The following is a 16,159-nucleotide window of genomic DNA, read 5'->3' on the forward strand; positions in this document are numbered from 1 at the left end:
CGTTCGACTTGCTAACCTACTGCTTGAAGGATGTGCCCTACCAATGCACATGTCAAATTATATTTGAAAAAAATGTCAATACGATGACGGCCCTTTCAACGCCCCTCTAAAACCCATCGTGCGGCCTTTTCAGCGATCATCAGCGTGGGTGAATTGGTGTTCCCACTGGTGATCGTCGGCATGATGCCAGCATCCGCAATACGCAGCCCGGCTACCCCGAAAACGCGCAGTCGACTGTCGACTACCGCCATTTCATCCTCCGCTTTACCCATGCGCGTGGACCCCACCGGATGAAAGATGGTAGTGCCGATATCCCCGGCCAAGCGAGTGAGCTCTTCGTCACTTTGATACTGGGCGCCGGGCTTAACCTCTTGTGGCTTGTAACGGGCAAACGCCGGCTGCGCGGCAATGTGGCGGGTGACGCGAAGCGAATCCACGGCCACCTTTTGATCCTCCGTGGTGCTCAGGTAGTTGGGGCTGATCATGGGCGCCGCTTTGGGGTCGCGGCTTTTCAGTCGCACCGTGCCCCGGCTTGTGGGGTTCAAATTGCAGACGCTTGCGGTAATCGCTGGAAAAGGGTGCAGCGGCTGGCCGAAGGCCTCCAAACTCAAGGGCTGCACGTGGTACTGGATATTGGGGTGGGCGTAGTCGCTGGAACTTCGCGTAAAGGCACCCAGTTGCGAAGGCGCCATGCTCATCGGCCCGGTTCGCCTGGTCAAATATTCCCAACCGATGCCCATTTTGCCCCATAGCGTGCCGGCAATGGTATTGAGCGTTTGGGCATTGCTGACACGATACACCGAACGGATCTGGAGGTGATCCTGCAGGTTTTCGCCCACGCCTGGGAGCTCCTTCACTACCTTTATACCGACGCTTTCCAGCGGCTTTCGCGGGCCGATACCGGAAAGCTGTAAAAGGTGCGGTGTGCCGATCGCCCCGGCGCAGAGCACCACTTCTTTATCGGCGCCCACTCGCTGCACGCGCCCACCGCGCAGTACTTCAACCCCCGTGCAGCGCAGCGCCACCTTTGCTTGATCGACGCAGAGCGTATTGACCTGAGTCGAATACCAAAGCGTCAAATTCGGCCGTTCGAGCGCCGGGCGCAGAAACGCCTTGGCGGTGTTCCAGCGCCAGCCCGCGCGCTGGTTCACATCGAAGTACGCCACCCCTTCGTTGCAGCCGCGGTTGAAATCGTCGGTGGGCGGAATACCCGCCTGCTGGGCAGCCTGGGCGAAATCATCCAGTACGGGCCATTTGAGCCGCTGCTTTTCGACCCGCCACTCGCCGTCTGTACCGTGAAACTTGCGATGTTCGGTGTCGGCGCCGCCCGCCTCGTCCATACGGTAGTGGCTTTCGTGGCGGATAAAATCCTCGAGGCACGCCTCCCAGTGCCAGGCCGGGTCGCCGGTGACACGGGCCCAGTGGTCATAGTCGCGGGCCTGGCCGCGCATGTAGATCATGCCGTTAATGCTCGAGCAGCCCCCCAAAACCTTACCCCGAGGGTAAATGAGCGAGCGTCCGTTCAAGCCCTGGGCTGGTTCGGTCTTGAAAAGCCAGTCCGTGCGCGGGTTGTTGATGCAGTAAAGGTAGCCCACCGGCACGTGAATCCAGTAGTAGTTATCGCGCCCGCCCGCCTCTATCAAAAGCACCCGGTTAGCGGGGTCGGCGCTTAGCCGGTTGGCCATCAAGCACCCGGCGGTGCCGGCCCCGATGACGATGTAGTCGAACGGCTGATCGATTTGGCGTGCACCCTTGTTATTGGTCTTGGCCATAGCGCCTCCCGGACGTTGATTATCTGGCATCGCACCTTTGAAAGCGCCACTGCCAGCTCCTCTTCATCAAGGCTTAAAAGCGCCAAAAACGCAAACGGCGCCCGAACGCAGCGAATGGGCCGACCCGGCCGTGTCGGCCAAGTCTCGAGCCTGGGAACCCCGCCGCTTGGAACCTTCGCGCTTGGTAAATGATCAAAACCAGCTACCTTGAAGTCGTCGCTTTAAAAAACAGGTTTTGCCAAAGCAGGATTTCTCTACTAGAGTATCAGGCGAGTCAATTAGACCAGTCGGCTAGTAACTATTTAGTTTAGTGCACCGTACTGGTTGCGGTGTCTTCGCCACCGCGACATCAAACAAGCGTTGATCTATAGATAGGAGATCTTATGAGCAACAGCATCACGACAGTCAACCCGGCCACCGGCGAGAACCTTGAAAGCTATCCGTTGATGGATGAAAGCCAGGCCCTCAAGGTGGTCGAGCAGACCCATGAAGCCTTTCTGCAGTGGCGCCTGAAGTCTCTCGACGAGCGTGCCAAGGTCGTCAAGGCGATCGGTAAAGCACTTGCCGACAACAAGGAAGCGTTCGTTAACCTGATGGTCGACGAAATGGGCAAGCCTCCGGAAGAAGCGCGTGGGGAAATCGATCTGTGTGTCGGTATCTGCGACTACACTGCCGAGCAAGGCCCGACCAAGCTTGCCGATGAAGAACGTAAGCCCGGCAACGGCGAGCGTGGCTTCGTCACCTACTCGCCGATGGGCGTAATCTACGGCATTCAGCCGTGGAACTTCCCCGCCTACCAGGCGGTTCGTTACTCCATCGCCAACATCATGGCGGGTAACGCGGTGCTGCTCAAACACGCCGAAAACGTCACCGGCAGCGGCCTGCTACTCGAGAAAATCTACCGTGAAGCCGGCCTGCCGGAAAACGTCTTCCGCACGCTGGTCATCTCCCACGATGTCTCGGACAAGATCATCGAGCACAAATACGTGCGCGGTGTGACGCTGACCGGTAGCGACGGCGCTGGCCGCAAGGTTGCCGCCAAGGCGGCCGAGAACCTCAAGAAAACCGTTCTCGAGCTTGGCTCCAACGACGCCTACCTGGTGCTGGACGACGCGGATATGGATCTGGCCGTCGACACCTGCGTCACGGGCCGGGTGTATAACGGTGGCCAGACCTGCGTGGCCGCGAAGCGCTTCGTGGTGACCGAGAAAAACTATGAGGCCTTCAAAGAGCGTTTCGTCGAGAAGATGAAGAGCCTTAAAGTGGGTGACCCGAAAGAGAGCGGCACCAACGTCGGCCCGATGGCGCGAGTCGATCTGCGCGACGGCCTGCACGACCAGGTAGAGCAAAGCGTGAGCAAAGGCGCCAAAATCCTCTGCGGCGGTGAAAAGCCCACTGGCCCCGGTGCGTTCTACCCGATCACCGTGCTGGAAAACGTCGAGCCCGGCCAGCCGGCTTATGATGACGAGCTGTTCGGCCCGGTCGCGGCGCTGATTCGTGCAAAAGACGACGAAGACGCCATGCGCATCGCCAACGACAGCCGTTACGGCTTGGGCGGCGGTATCATCTCCAAGGACACCAAGCGTGCCGCGGAGCTTGCCAGCAAGTACTTCGATACCGGCATGGTCTTCATCAACGGCTTTGGCGTGGCCACTCCGGAAATGCCCTTCGGCGGCGTGAAGGACTCCGGCTACGGTCGCGAGCACGGCGGCTTCGGCATGCACGAATTCGTCAACGCCAAGGCGGTCATCGTCGTTAGCGAGTAATACCGCAACGCCTTTGGCTGGCCAGTTTGACTGGTTAGAAACGATAAACGCCGCAAGCGCTGCTTGCGGCGTTTTTTTATGCCCTGAAGGTGTGGTTACCTGCTTTCGCGCGCCAGACGCTCGAGCTCGGACGCCTGCTCATCGGAGATATCCATCGCGTTGGCAAGCTGGTCGAGCCATGCGCGCCCCTTGGGATCCCCATCATCGATAACGGCCACGCTAATCAAGTACATCTCACGAGCGGCCTCGGGCGAGTCCGCCTGCTCGGCAAGTGCCTCGGCATCCAGTGAAGCATTTAGCTGCTGCTCGACCCAAGCGTGCAACTCATCATCAGCGCCCAGGGCGTGCATCTTTCCGGTCATCGAGGCGCGTATCTGCTCGTCGTTTTGAACGGCGGCGCGGGCGGCCATGATCATCGCCTGCAGCAGTGCCCGGCTGCGTTGCTCCTGACGTTCGCCGCTGAGGGAGTCGACGTGGTCGTCCTTCGCACGGGCCTGGCCGCTTTCCCACTCGGTGTCCGCTTCGCCACCACGGCCGCTGCGTAACTGGGAGTTCTGCCACGCGTTCCAGGCATACACGCCTATGCCCGCCACAATGCCATATTTAATCGCCTTGCCGGTCAGCTTGCGGCCAGGCCCGGAGCCCATCAGGATCGCCATAGCGCCGCCGCCCAGCGCACTCTTCGTATCGAAACCGCTCGAACGGGATGACTGGCCCGATGCATGACGGCCCACGCGGTGACCCGGCTGACCATCCGACCGGTGTGCTGGATGATCCAGCACACCCTTGATACCGAATTCGCCGTCCTCTTGCTGCATCAACTGCTTAAGAATAGTACTCGCGTTCATCCGTGGACTCCTTGAGCTAATGGAGTGGCAACCCGCCACCCTACAAGCAGGTTAGACGCTTTCGCCCCCTTTTACCTCAAACCGGCTTTCTTGTCGGCGGGTACTAACCTCGAGGCAAGGCGGTATTTGCGCCTTGAGTTCACTGCCGTATAAAAAAACCGCAAGTGCTGCTTGCGGCTTTTTTTGCTGTTTTGGTGCAAGGCTACGCGTTAGCTCGCGCGCCGCGCCGTCGATAAAGCGTTAGCACCGCGGCCAGGATAAGCCAGGTCAACAACGCGGCGATGACGTCATCGAACACCACGCCCAATCCGCCCGGCGCATACTCGGCCAAATGCACCGGCGCCGGCTTGAACGCATCGAAAAACCGATACACACCAAACGCCAGCGCCATACCCCAAAGCGTTCGCGCCGCCTTGAGGCCCAGCACTGCCAGCGGAAAGGCAACGATCTCATCGAGCACGATACTGCCGTGATCAAGCCCCCCGTGATAAAGGCCCGCGTAGTGGCACACGCCACCACCGATCCCTAGTAGTACCAGAACTGCCCCTACCTGCTGGCCAAGCGGGCGCGCCAGTAACGCCCAGGCAAGCGCTACGCCCAGCAGCGACCCAACGGTGCCGGGTGCGACGGGAGCGTAGCCAAGCCCCAGGCCCGAGGCGAGCCACAGGTTGAGCGTTTCGAGCATCAGCCGGCCTGAACCGCCTGGCGCTCGAGTTGAGTCACCATCTCGGCGTCCAGCTCGAGCTCGGTGGCCAACTGTTCGAGCCAGGCTTTTTCCATGGGGTTTTGCTCATCACTCACCGCCAGGCTGATCAGATACATCTCCCGAGCCGCCTGGGGCGAATCTGCCTGACGGGCCAGCGCTTTGGCATCGAGTGGGGCGTTTAACTGCTGCTCGACCCAGCCGTGCAATTCGTCATCGGCCCCCAGGGTATCGATCTGCTCGCTGATCAGCGCGCGCTCCTGCTCGTCGATATGACCATCGGCCCGGGCGGCCATGATCATCGCTTGTAAAAGCTCCAGGCTTCGCCGCTCCTGTAACTCGCCGGTGAGTGCCTCCACGCGTTCGCCTTCATCATTGCTCTGCGGCGCGGGGCTACCCCCTTTGGCGGCCTGGCTACTCTGCCACGCCTTCCAGGCGAGCATGCCGACCCCTGCAATGGCGCCGTACTTAAGCGCCTTGCCGCCCAGCTTGCGTCCGCGTTTGGAGCCGACCAGCAGGCTCTTCATGTCGAAACCACTGCCTTTAGCGCCGGCTTCATTACCGCCGAGCTGGCGCGATAGACCATCGAGCATCCCTTTTACATCCACACCGCTGCCCTGGCCGCCCTGGGCCGTGCCGCCGGCCTGTTGCATCAATTTTTGTAAAATGGCGTTTGCGTTCATTCGCTGCTCCTTGCTTTACGACGAGACACTTTGAAAGACGACGCTAGGTGGTCACCGCTCCCTTGATCGCCGTCGTGCTGCCGTGCCGGCTGGCCTGCACCTCTATACGAACCGACATTTGCTCTTTAAGTTCGCTGACGTGGGAAATGATGCCGATCATGCGCCCGCTCATCTGCAGATCGCACAGCACCTCGATCGCCTGATCCAGGGCGTCCTGATCGAGGCTTCCAAAACCTTCGTCGATGAACAGCGTGTCGAGCTGAATCCCGCCGGCGTAGGCCTGGACCACGTCTGAAAGCCCCAGCGCCAACGAAAGCGCCGCCATGAAGGATTCGCCGCCGGAAAGGGTCGCCACCGAGCGCTGCTTGCCGGTGTAGGTATCGGCGACATCGAGCTCCAGGCCGGACGCCTTGTTGCCTTTCGAGGGGTCTTCGCGGCGCACCAGCTGGTAGCGCCCGCGGCTCATGCGTACCAGCCGCTCGGAGGCCTGAATCAGCACGTCGTCGAGCAGCACCCCCAGCACGAAGCGCTGCAGGCTGATGCGGTGGCCGGTGCGCCCGTTGGCGACGTCACTGAGCGTGCCCCAGAGCCGGTACTCCGCCTCGAGCTTTTCCTGAGCCGCATGGGCATCCGCAAGTTTTTGACGAATGGCGGCCAGGTTGGCCAGCCGAGCATCGAGGGAGCGCCAGGCTTCGAGCCGGGTGTTCTCCTCGTGCTGGGCGGCCTCGACCGCCGCCTCGAGCTCGGCCACGTCCGGCAGCGCTTGCTCGCCCAGTTGGGCGTTGGCGCCGGCCAATGCCCCTTCCAGTTCGGCCAGGCGATGCCGGTAGCTTTCGACTTGCTCGGAAAGCGCCTGGCGCTGGTGGGCGTCGAGCCTGGCGGCCTCGAAGGCCGCGGCGTCCTCGAAGGGGCTTTGGCCCAGCGCCTCGCGCCAGGCGGCGCTTGCCTTTTCAAGGGCGCTCGTACACTCCTCCAGGCGTTTGTCGGCGCCGCTTAGCCGCTCTTCACAGCGGGCTTTCTGGCTTTCGTGCGCGTTAAACGCCTGCTGGGCCTTTTGGTAGGTGCTCTCGATTTGCGCAATGTCGCTGTCAAGTGTGACCAGGCTCGCCTTGAGTGCCTGGGGGTCGCGGGCATCCGCAGGTAGCGCCTCGCTTAGCTGCTCGTAGTGGCTTGCCAGGCGCAGCGCCTCCTCCCGAGCGGTGTCCATCTCGGCGCGGCGGGTTTTGAGCGCTCTGTCCTGAGCCGCCCACTCCTGGCGCAGCGTGTCGCGGCTTTGTTGGTGCTGGGTAATCTCGCTTTCTAACTGGCCACGCCGCGCCGCCTGTTCGCCTTGCGCCCTTACGGCGTGCTCGAGTTCGGCCAAAGTCGCGCTCGCCCACTCGCCCAGTGCCTGGCTCACCTGAGAGTGCTGCTCATCGAGGTTTTGGCGTTTCTGGCGGCTCTCTTGCAGCGCGCGCTCGGCGGCGTTGCTCGCTTGGCGGGCGTTTTCAAGCGCTACCCTAGCCTGTTCCACCTGTTCTTTGGTGACCACGTCGACCTGGCCTTCGGCGGGAGCCGGGTGGTCGGGGCTGCCGCATACCGGGCACGGCGTGTCGGCTTGTAAGGTGCGCGCCAACAGCGCAGCCTGCCCCTGGTGCCAGCGCATTTCCTGCTCGGTGGCGTAGCGCTCGGCGCGCCGGGCCTCCCGCTGGCAACGCTCGAGGGTTTGTTCGCCACCGCGGCGCTGCTCGTCGAGCGCCGGGGCCTGGCGGTCGAGCGCCTCCAGCTCCTGGCGTTTGGCAAGCAGCTCCCGATGGCGGGCAAGCTCCGAAGGCGCCCCTGCCAGGCGCTGGTACTCGGTTTGCAGCGCCTCCAGCTGCGTACTGAGCGCCTCACCCCGGCGCCGGGTATCCTCGAGGGCTTTCTCGTCGCGCTGAAAATTCGCCTCGGCGGTTTGCTTGTGGGCCGCCGCCGCCTGCACGCGGGCGCTTAGCGCGTGAAGCGCCTGGCCTTTCTCCAGATACTCGCCCAGCTGGCGGCGGCGTTCGGTAAGCGTGCCCAAGTCCTGATGACGCCGGCGGGCCGCGTCGAGCGCGGCGTTGGCAGCTTCCACGCGGGTGCGCTGTTCACTCAAGGCCTCGCTGGCCAGGCGCTGTTCCGCTTGCGCGGCCTGCAGCGCCTGATGCGCCTGACGGCGGGCATCAAAAGGGGCGCGCAGCGTTTGGGCCTGGCCGTCCTGGCTTAGCTGCGCCTGGGCGCGCTCGATGGCCTCGGCCTGCTCGATGTGCGCGGCCTTGTCGTTGGCCAGGGCGTCGCGGGCGGCGAACTGGCGCTTCAACGCGGCACCCACGTCGCGGTTTTTCTCCGCCGCGCGGCGCGCCCGGCCGGCGGCTTCGCGCAGGGCGTGCGCCTGCTCGACCCGGGGCGTTAGCGCGCTCGCCTCCTCCTCCAGCGCCGCTTCGCTTTCGAGCTCGCCGCCGGCCAGAATCCCGCTGATATGCTGATGGTGGCTTTTGACCCTGGCGACGATCTCTTTAGAGCGCTCCAGCAATTGCTCTTCGATGCGCTGAAAAATATGCGTTTGAAAGAGTTTGGCGAAGATCTTCTCGCGATCCTTGGACTCTGCGACCAGCAGCTCGCGAAACCGGCCCTGGGGCAGCACCATCACCTGGCGAAACTGAACGGCGTCCAGGCCCAGCAGCGTCTGCACTTGGCCGGTGGCTTCGCTCACGCTTTTGGCGACCAGGCACTTGTCCTCTTGGCGGTCCTCGGTCAGGCGCCAAAGCTGGGCTTCGGTGCTTTGGGTGGTGGTGCCCTCGCCGCGGGCCTTGGGGCGCTCCTGCTGGGGTACGCGACGAATGCGGTAGAGCGCGTCGCGTAGGCGAAAATCGAGGGTAACCTCGGTTAAAAGCGAAGCGTCCGCCTGGTCGCAGCGCATTTGGCTCGCCGTGCGCTCGTCCCCGGTGGTTTGGCCGTAGAGCGCAAAGCAGATGGCGTCGAGAATCGAGCTTTTGCCCGCCCCGGTGGGCCCGTTGATCAAAAAAAGCGGGTGCTCGCCCAGGGCGGTAAAGTCCAGGCGCTCGCATCCGGCGAAAGGGCCGAACGCCTGCATGGTCAGCGCCAGCGGGGTCATGAGGCGCCCTCCGCTTTACTCAACTCGCCGATCAAATCGCGCATGAGGGCCTGCTGCTCATTAGTCATCGCCTCGCCGCTGGTCTGCTCGAAAAAGTCGCTGAACATGTCCAGCGCGCTGAACTCGAGCTTCTCGCGGTCGAGCTGCTGGGCGCCGCACGACTCGAGCATGCCGGGCTTTTCCAGGTGCAGCACGTTGGGATACAGCGCGCGCAGCTTGCTCATGGGGTCGAGAATCGCGTGACGATCAGTAAGGCACACCAGCAGGTAATCATCGCGGCCCGCGCTTTCGCCCTGGCCGGCGGCCAGGAGCGCTTCGAGCTCGCCTTCCAGCACCCGCACTTCGCGCCTGGGCGTTAGCACGCGGTGCTCGAAGCTTACCTGGCCCTGCCCGTCGACATCCACCAGGGTGACGCCCTTGCGCTGGCGGGCTTCCGAGAAGCTGTATTTCAAAAGCGAGCCGCTGTAGCGGATATTTACGCCGCCGCGATACTGCGGGCCGTGCAGATGGCCAAGGGCGACGTAATCAAAGCCCTGCATCGGCTCCCAGGCCACGCTCTCCGCGCCGCCCAGGTTCAGCGGGCGCTCGGAATCCGAGGCGCTGGCGCCGTCGACGAAGCAGTGGCTCATCAAAAACGTCGGTGTACCCCCGCGGCGGGCGGCCTCGATACGTTCGAGCAAGAAGCGGTGGGCGCTGTCGAAATCCCGCACGTCACATTTGAAGTGGCTGCGTACGTGGGCAGGGTCCGCGTAGGGAATGCCGAAAACATCCACCTCGACGCCACCGGCGGTGAGCGTGACCGGCGCATCGCACTCCGCCAAATCAGAAAGGATATGCAAGCCCGCCTTTTTGAGATGACGGGCGCCAAAGCGAAGCCGCTCGGCGCTATCGTGGTTGCCGGAGATCATCACGACCGGTAAGCCACGCTTTTCGCAAAGCTCGAAAAGAATGTCGTCGAGCAGGGTGACGGCGGCGGCCGGGGGAACCGAGCGGTCGAAAACATCACCAGCGACCAGCACGACGTCCACCGCGTCCCGGTCGACGATCTCGACGAGTTGGTTCAAAACGAAGCGCTGGTCTTCAAGCAGCGAGACGTTGTGAAACAAACGCCCCAGATGCCAGTCCGCGGTGTGAAGTAGTCGCATGGCAGGCTCGCCGTTGTAAAAAGTGCCCGCATCTTAGCACTCTCTAAAGACCATTCTCCAAAGAGCGCTCTTCAAAATGGTGTTGGCCAAAACGGCGCAGGAACCTGCCGCGCTAGCGGCTTTTCAAGGCAAGCCAGGGCTCGACGGGCAGGTTGCGCTTGTGCGCGGTACGCCCATACGTTTGCACGATGGTCGCTCGGGCCGCCTCATTGATATTCTCACCCACCAAAAAGGCGTCGATGTCGGCGTAGGTCACGCCCAAGGCGTCTTCGTCGGCCAGCTGCGGCTTCAGGGTTTCAAGGTCCGCGGTGGGCGCTTTTTTCACCAGCGCGTCCGGCGCGCCCAGCTTTTCGCCGATCCGGCGCACCTGGTGCTTGGTCAAACCGGCCAGGGGCACCACGTCGCAGGCGCCGTCGCCGTGTTTGGTAAAAAAGCCCATGACGGCCTCGGCGGCGTGGTCGGTGCCCACCACCAGCCCGCCGTGGGTGCCGGCGACGGCGTACTGGGCCAGCATACGCTGGCGCGCCTTGATGTTGCCCAGCACGAAATCGCGCTGATGCTCGTCCTTGAACTCGAGCCCCGCTTCTTCAAGTGCTTTTAGGGCCGCGTCGCTGGCCGGCTTGACGTTCACGGTCAGCCGATGGTCGGGCTGGATGAACTCGAGCGCCTGCTGGGCGTCCGCCTCGTCGTGCTGATCGGCGTAGGGCAGGCGCATGGCGTAGAACTGCGCGTCGAGATACTTCTTGCGCGCTTTTTCGACCGCCATTTGGGCCAACCGCCCGGCCACGGTGGAGTCCACCCCGCCGCTGATGCCCAGCACCAGGGTATGCTGGCCGGCATCGCGCATCGCGTGGTAGAGAAAATCCACGCGCCGCTCTATTTCCTTATCCTCGTCGATAAAGGGGTTAACCCCCAGCGCCTTACGAATGTGGGCCTGCTTATCGGTGTCCTGCTTCATCCTGGTCTCCTTTGAGTCTAAGCGCTGAACGATAAATGCCTTCACAGCGTAGTGGATCGCGCACATTAGCCAAATGGGGTTACTTTAGCGCTCATTGGGGGTAAGCGAATAGCGTCGGTTCAATGGCGAAAGGCGTTCGAAGGTCCATTACATAAAAAAAGCCCCACAGGAAGTGGGGCTTTGATAGGCGTACTTTTAGCGCTCGGTCGCCAAGCGGCTAGTTACGAAACGCGTCCGGGTAGGCGGTCAAATCGATGCCCCAAAGAACCGGCAGCAGGAAGTAGGTCGCCGCCACGATCAACAAAAGCGCGATGATGTTGAGCCAGAAACCGTTGCGCACCATTTCGACGATGGTGATCTTGCCAGTGGCGAAGATGATCGCGTTGGGCGGTGTACCGACCGGCAGCATGAAGGCGCAGTTCGCCGCCATTGCCGCGGGCACCATCAACACGAACGGGTGTACGTTCAATGCCAGCGCCAACGAGGCCAGCACGGGCAGGATCATCGTCGCGGTGGCGGTGTTGGAGGTAATCTCGGTGAGATAGAGCACCATGGCCGTGGAGAGCAGAATGACCAGCAGGAAGTTGGCCCCTTCCAGTACGCTCATTTGATCGCCCATCCAGGCCGCCAACCCGGAGGAGTTGAAGCCGGCGGCAATGGCCAGGCCACCGCCGAATAGCAGCAGAATGCCCCAGGGCACATCTCTGGCGATATCCCAATCCAGCAGGCAGCCCCCCTTGTTGGGCGAGGGAATCAAAAATAGCGCAACCGCCGCCGCAATGGCGATCATGGTATCGCTAATGCCGGGGATGTTGATGATCTGGCCCTGCCAGAGAAACGAGCGGGTGATCCAGAAAAACGCAGCCATCAGAAAGACCGCCAGTACCGCCTTCTCTTCGAAGCTGGTACGGCCCAGCGCATCCATCTCTTTTTTGATCAGCGCTTTGCCGCCGGGCAGATGCCCAAGATTCATCGGGTAGATAAACCGGGTCAGCATCAGCCAGCCGATCACCAGCAAAACCACGACCACCGGGAAAGCAAACATCAGCCAGCCGGCGAAGGAGACTTCGTAGCCGAACAGCTCGCTGACCACCGCCGCCAAAATGATGTTGGGGGGCGTGCCGATCAGCGTGCCCAGGCCACCGATCGTGCCGCCGTAACCCACGCCAAAAATCAGCGCCTTGCTGAACTTTTCGATCTCGACGCTGTGATCGCCCTCGGTTTTGTTGAGCTCCTGGGTGACCTGGTAAACGATCGCGGTACCGATCGGTAGCATCATCATGACCGAGGCGGTGTTGGAAACCCACATGGACAAAAAGCCGGTCGCGGCCATGAAGCCGAACACGATGCTATTGATGCTGGTGCCCAGAATCGAAATGATCGTCAGGGCAATGCGCTTGTGCAGATCCCACTTCTCCATGGCCAGGGCGATCATGAAACCGCCCAGGAAAAGGAACACGATCGGATTGCCGTAGGCGGCAGTGACCGCTCCCCCATCGAGGGCGCCGGTAATCGGCAGCAGTATGATCGGCAAAAGCGACGTCGCCGGAATCGGGATCGCTTCGGTCACCCACCAAACCGCGACCCAAAGCGTCGTTGCCAACACCATGCGGGCTTCGAAGCTCAGGTCCTCGGGCTGGAAGAACATGATCGTCAAGGCGAACAGCAAAGGCCCAAGCACGAGCCCCACGGTTTGGGCCTTGTTATAGGCGGGCGGGCGGGGCGGCTGGTTGTCCGGTTCGCCACCCTCGGGTTGCTCGGGGGCGCCTGAACCGCCGTGAGGGGCTCCGGGCGCGCTACTTGTCGGCAGCGCGCAGAGTAAAAGATTTTTGGCCTGGTGGTGATAGTGCCAAAGCTGGCCCCAGAGCGTGTAGGTGGCAGTTCTGAGCATAGAGCAGTACCGCTTGAAGTCGAGTGAGCAAAAAGGCGCGTCGCCTTAGCGAACCTTACGGGATGGTTAAAATAGCGTTGCTGATTGTAGCGGGCCCTTTATTCACTGCAAGCGCGCAATAGTCCAGTTAATTAACCGTTCTTACGACCAAAGTCTAACAACTTTAGTTGGATAGTAAGCTAACGGTCTTTTGTGCGCCTCGACCCGATCAAACCCCTTCTATACCGTGCCGGTCACCGAGGATACGTGCCAGCCCCTCGAACCGAATGCCCATACGAAAGATGAACTTTTTGTATAAGTTTTATGAACCACGTGAGTACGTCTTAGTCTATACTTTCGCCAAGACCCAGAGAATGTCTGTATAAGCATCGGGTTTTGAAAGCCGTACACGTTCGAGGGGATAATGTAAGTTATAGACGCTCAAGGAGTTAAGATGATACGCCAACATCTTTTCAATGGAGCACAGCCCGGAAGTCGCGAACATCTCGAGAAATTCCTTAACGAACAAAGGATTAACCGAGAAAAAGAGAGGAAGAACGACCTGATTTGGTTAACCGCCGCCTCTTTTTTAGCCGGTACCCTCGCGACGCTGGCCTTTGCCATACCGCTTTAGTACCGCGCTTTTCATAACGAAAACCCCGCCTTACACGGCGGGGTTTTTTTATACAGGCAGCTTTTTGCCCGCCCAGCGAAATTGATGATTGATTCTCCTTGAAAGGTGTATTACTGTGAATTGGTACAAGACACGTATAAATAAATACTTAAGTTAAGTAATCGCATTCACAAGGAGTGGTGGCATGCATAGATTAAAACTGGAAAACATCTCGGAAGCTGGCCTGAAGCTTGCTATTCAAGAACTACGCGAAGAGATGTACGACACCCCGCAGTGTGATTTCACGATTGCCAAGATGCTGAGCCATTGCGGTCATTTCGAAACCGCAGAGCGTCATCTGGATGAAATGCTGCTGAAATGGGGCTCTTCGCCGGACGTCATCGAACTCACCGACAAGGGCTTTGCCATGGTCGATGCGATGAGTGCTACGGCCCACGCCCAGAAAGTCGGCGAGCGCGCTGCTAAAAAAGCGACTCAAACCGCTAAAACAGCCAAAACCGAATCGGCCGCTGCGCTGGTGTAAGGCGCTCTTCTCTATCGACTAGACCGAACGAGCGTATTCCAAAACGGCTTGCTTTCCTGATGAAAGCAAGCCGTTTTGCGTTGTAACGTTCATGTACACGAGCTTGCCTGCTTTTTACCCGTATACCGCCGCCCGGCGTGCACCGTAACGTTTTTTATCATGAGCCCCCTCGCTCACGCCTCAACTGCTAGAATGCTTCGCTTCCGCGGGCGCGAGCGACTCGCTTCGGCGCCATTTCCAGTGACTGACCATGAGCTCTGCAATGATTGCGACTGCCCAAACGGTGCTTCGGCCTCTTCTACGGCTGGGCCTTATTTCCCAAATTCTGATTGGCATCGTGGCCGGGGTGCTGCTCGCCCTTTGGGCCCCGGCGGGGGCGGCCCGCGTTGCGCTGCTCGGCCAGCTATTCATTAGTGCGCTGCAAGCGGTCGCGCCCATTCTGGTCTTCGTGCTGGTCATGGCGGCGATTGCCGCGCACCAACGGGGCCGACCCACCCAGATCCGCTCGGTATTGGGGCTTTATGTGGCCGGTACGTTGATCGCGGCGCTGATCGCCGTGGCCGCCAGCTTCATGCTCCCGACCGAAATCTCGCTCGATACGCCCCAGGCCGACGGGACACCGCCTGGCGATATTCTCAGCGTGCTGCGCGACTTGCTGCTCAACGCGGTGGCCAACCCGGTCAGCGCCCTGATGGAGGCCAACTTTATCGCCATTCTGGTCTGGGCCATCGCACTTGGTTTGGCACTGCGCCAGGCAAGCGACGGCACTCGCCAGGCGCTTGCCGACCTTTCCACGGCCGTCACCCGGCTGGTCACCCTGGTGATTCGTTTGGCCCCGCTGGGGATTTTCGGGTTGGTGGCAGGCACGATTGCGCAGTCCGGCGTGGAGGCGCTTCTCAACTACGCCCAGCTATTGGCGGTCATTGTGGGCTGCATGGCCATCGTCGCGCTGATCAGTAACCCGCTGCTGGTTTACTTCGTAACCCGGCAAAACCCCTACCCCCTGGTATGGGCGTGCCTTCGTGGTAGCGCCATCACCGCGTTCTTCACGCGCAGTTCCGCCGCCAATATTCCGGTCAACCTGGAGCTTTGCCGCCGCCTGGAACTGGACGCCGACACCTACTCCATTTCGATCCCGCTGGGCGCCACCATCAACATGTGCGGCGCGGCGATCACCATTACCGTGATTACCCTGGCCACGACCCATACGCTGGGTATCAGCGTCGACTTCCCCACGGCGCTTCTGCTGTGCATCGTATCGGCGCTGGCGGCCTGTGGGGTTTCCGGCGTGGCGGGCGGCTCCTTGATGCTGATCCCCATGGCCGCCAGCCTGTTCGGTATTCCCACGGAAGTGGCCATGCAGGCGGTCGCCATCGGCTTTGTCATCAGCGTGGTACAGGATGCCACCGAAACCGCGCTGAACTCCTCCACCGACGTGCTGTTTACCGCCGCCGCCTGCCGAGCACGCAGGAAAAACACCTAGCTCTCCGAGTTTATCCCATCACTTCTTGAACGCCGGGTTGACGCCCCGGCGCTCTTTGGTTAAAACGTTCCATATATGGAACGTTTTAACCAAAGAACGCTTCGACCACCGTATGACGCGCCTGGAGCTTTGCCCCCCATGAACGAAAACGCCCTGCGGGTACTGGGAGAGCATCTACAGCGCCTTCGCCAGGCACGGGGGCACTCGCTTAGTCAGCTGGCAAGCGCGGCGGGCATGGCGAAGTCCAACCTTAGCCGGCTCGAACAGGGCATCGGCAACCCGACACTGGATACGATCTGGCGATTAGCGGTGCAGCTCGACGTACCGTTCGGGACACTCATAGCCCCGGTCAACGAAGCACTGGGCGATGACGGCGTCGAGGTACAGCTTATCGAGCAAAGCAGTGGCCCGCCCCCGACCGATGCCTACTGGATGCGCTGCGCCCCCTTTACCGAGCGCCGCGCCGACGCTCATACGCCAGGCGCCCGGGAGACGCTGATGTTGATTAGCGGCCAGCTCGAAGCCGGTGAAGACGGCGCGCTGACTCGGCTATTACCCGGCGACACCTTGAACATCGACGCCGGCCGGGCGCACCTCTACCGCACCCAGCGCGATAGTGCTTCGATGTTCATTACCATTACGTATCACTAAAGGCCTCGCTT

13 protein-coding genes are annotated in these 16,159 nt (G+C 61.1%); 5 read left to right on the top strand and 8 right to left on the bottom strand.

The annotated features are described in order from the left end of the window. Positions 1-95: 95 nt before the first annotated feature. On the bottom strand, positions 96-1,772 hold the full coding sequence (locus ACWHRL_RS12685) for a GMC family oxidoreductase (RefSeq protein ID WP_447893941.1): 1,677 nt from the start codon (positions 1,770-1,772) through the stop codon (positions 96-98). 383 nt (positions 1,773-2,155) lie between these two features. On the opposite strand from ACWHRL_RS12685, the gene ACWHRL_RS12690 reads away from it, so the two are divergent. Beyond that, the gene (locus ACWHRL_RS12690) at positions 2,156-3,538 is read left to right on the top strand and encodes an NAD-dependent succinate-semialdehyde dehydrogenase (RefSeq protein WP_447893942.1); all 1,383 of its coding nucleotides are present in this window, start codon (positions 2,156-2,158) and stop codon (positions 3,536-3,538) included. Between the two features lie 95 nt (positions 3,539-3,633). On the opposite strand, the gene ACWHRL_RS12695 is transcribed toward ACWHRL_RS12690, so the two are convergent. From ACWHRL_RS12695 to ACWHRL_RS12725, 7 genes are all read right to left on the bottom strand, one after another. Further along, positions 3,634-4,386, bottom strand: a complete 753-nt coding sequence (locus ACWHRL_RS12695; protein ID WP_447893943.1) for a tellurite resistance TerB family protein — start codon at positions 4,384-4,386, stop codon at positions 3,634-3,636. A gap of 202 nt (positions 4,387-4,588) precedes the next feature. Continuing rightward, the gene (locus tag ACWHRL_RS12700) at positions 4,589-5,071 is read right to left on the bottom strand and encodes a phosphatidylglycerophosphatase A family protein (RefSeq protein WP_447893944.1); all 483 of its coding nucleotides are present in this window, start codon (positions 5,069-5,071) and stop codon (positions 4,589-4,591) included. Continuing rightward, positions 5,071-5,772 (bottom strand): tellurite resistance TerB family protein, encoded by a 702-nt coding sequence (locus ACWHRL_RS12705; RefSeq protein WP_447893945.1) that lies wholly within the window; start codon positions 5,770-5,772, stop codon positions 5,071-5,073. Before ACWHRL_RS12705 ends, ACWHRL_RS12700 begins: the two co-directional genes overlap by 1 nt. Before the next feature lie 43 nt (positions 5,773-5,815). Next, positions 5,816-8,884: an AAA family ATPase gene (locus ACWHRL_RS12710; RefSeq protein WP_447893946.1), complete on the bottom strand. Its 3,069-nt coding sequence runs from the start codon at positions 8,882-8,884 to the stop codon at positions 5,816-5,818. Further along, entirely contained in the window at positions 8,881-10,029 is a 1,149-nt protein-coding gene (locus ACWHRL_RS12715; protein ID WP_447893947.1) for an exonuclease SbcCD subunit D, read from the bottom strand. Before ACWHRL_RS12715 ends, ACWHRL_RS12710 begins: the two co-directional genes overlap by 4 nt. A 112-nt stretch (positions 10,030-10,141) precedes the next feature. Further along, on the bottom strand, positions 10,142-10,987 hold the full coding sequence (nadE, locus tag ACWHRL_RS12720) for an ammonia-dependent NAD(+) synthetase (protein ID WP_447893948.1): 846 nt from the start codon (positions 10,985-10,987) through the stop codon (positions 10,142-10,144). A 217-nt stretch (positions 10,988-11,204) separates the two neighbouring features. Then, positions 11,205-12,878 (bottom strand): SLC13 family permease, encoded by a 1,674-nt coding sequence (locus ACWHRL_RS12725; protein ID WP_447893949.1) that lies wholly within the window; start codon positions 12,876-12,878, stop codon positions 11,205-11,207. Positions 12,879-13,311: 433 nt separating this feature from the next. Between ACWHRL_RS12725 and ACWHRL_RS12730 the strand changes: the two genes are divergently transcribed. The 4 genes from ACWHRL_RS12730 to ACWHRL_RS12745 all read left to right on the top strand — a co-directional run bounded on the left by ACWHRL_RS12730 (position 13,312) and on the right by ACWHRL_RS12745 (position 16,148). Beyond that, complete coding sequence (locus ACWHRL_RS12730) at positions 13,312-13,491, top strand: hypothetical protein (RefSeq protein WP_447893950.1); 180 nt, start codon at positions 13,312-13,314, stop codon at positions 13,489-13,491. Positions 13,492-13,675: 184 nt separating this feature from the next. Beyond that, a complete protein-coding gene (locus ACWHRL_RS12735; protein WP_447893951.1) occupies positions 13,676-14,014 on the top strand; it encodes a hypothetical protein in 339 nt (112 codons plus the stop codon). A gap of 262 nt (positions 14,015-14,276) precedes the next feature. After that, the gene (sstT, locus tag ACWHRL_RS12740) at positions 14,277-15,497 is read left to right on the top strand and encodes a serine/threonine transporter SstT (protein ID WP_447893952.1); all 1,221 of its coding nucleotides are present in this window, start codon (positions 14,277-14,279) and stop codon (positions 15,495-15,497) included. A 138-nt stretch (positions 15,498-15,635) separates the two neighbouring features. Further along, complete coding sequence (locus ACWHRL_RS12745; protein ID WP_447893953.1) at positions 15,636-16,148, top strand: helix-turn-helix domain-containing protein; 513 nt, start codon at positions 15,636-15,638, stop codon at positions 16,146-16,148. The last annotated feature ends 11 nt before the right edge of the window (positions 16,149-16,159 follow it).

Source organism: Vreelandella sp. GE22, from assembly GCF_968212445.1.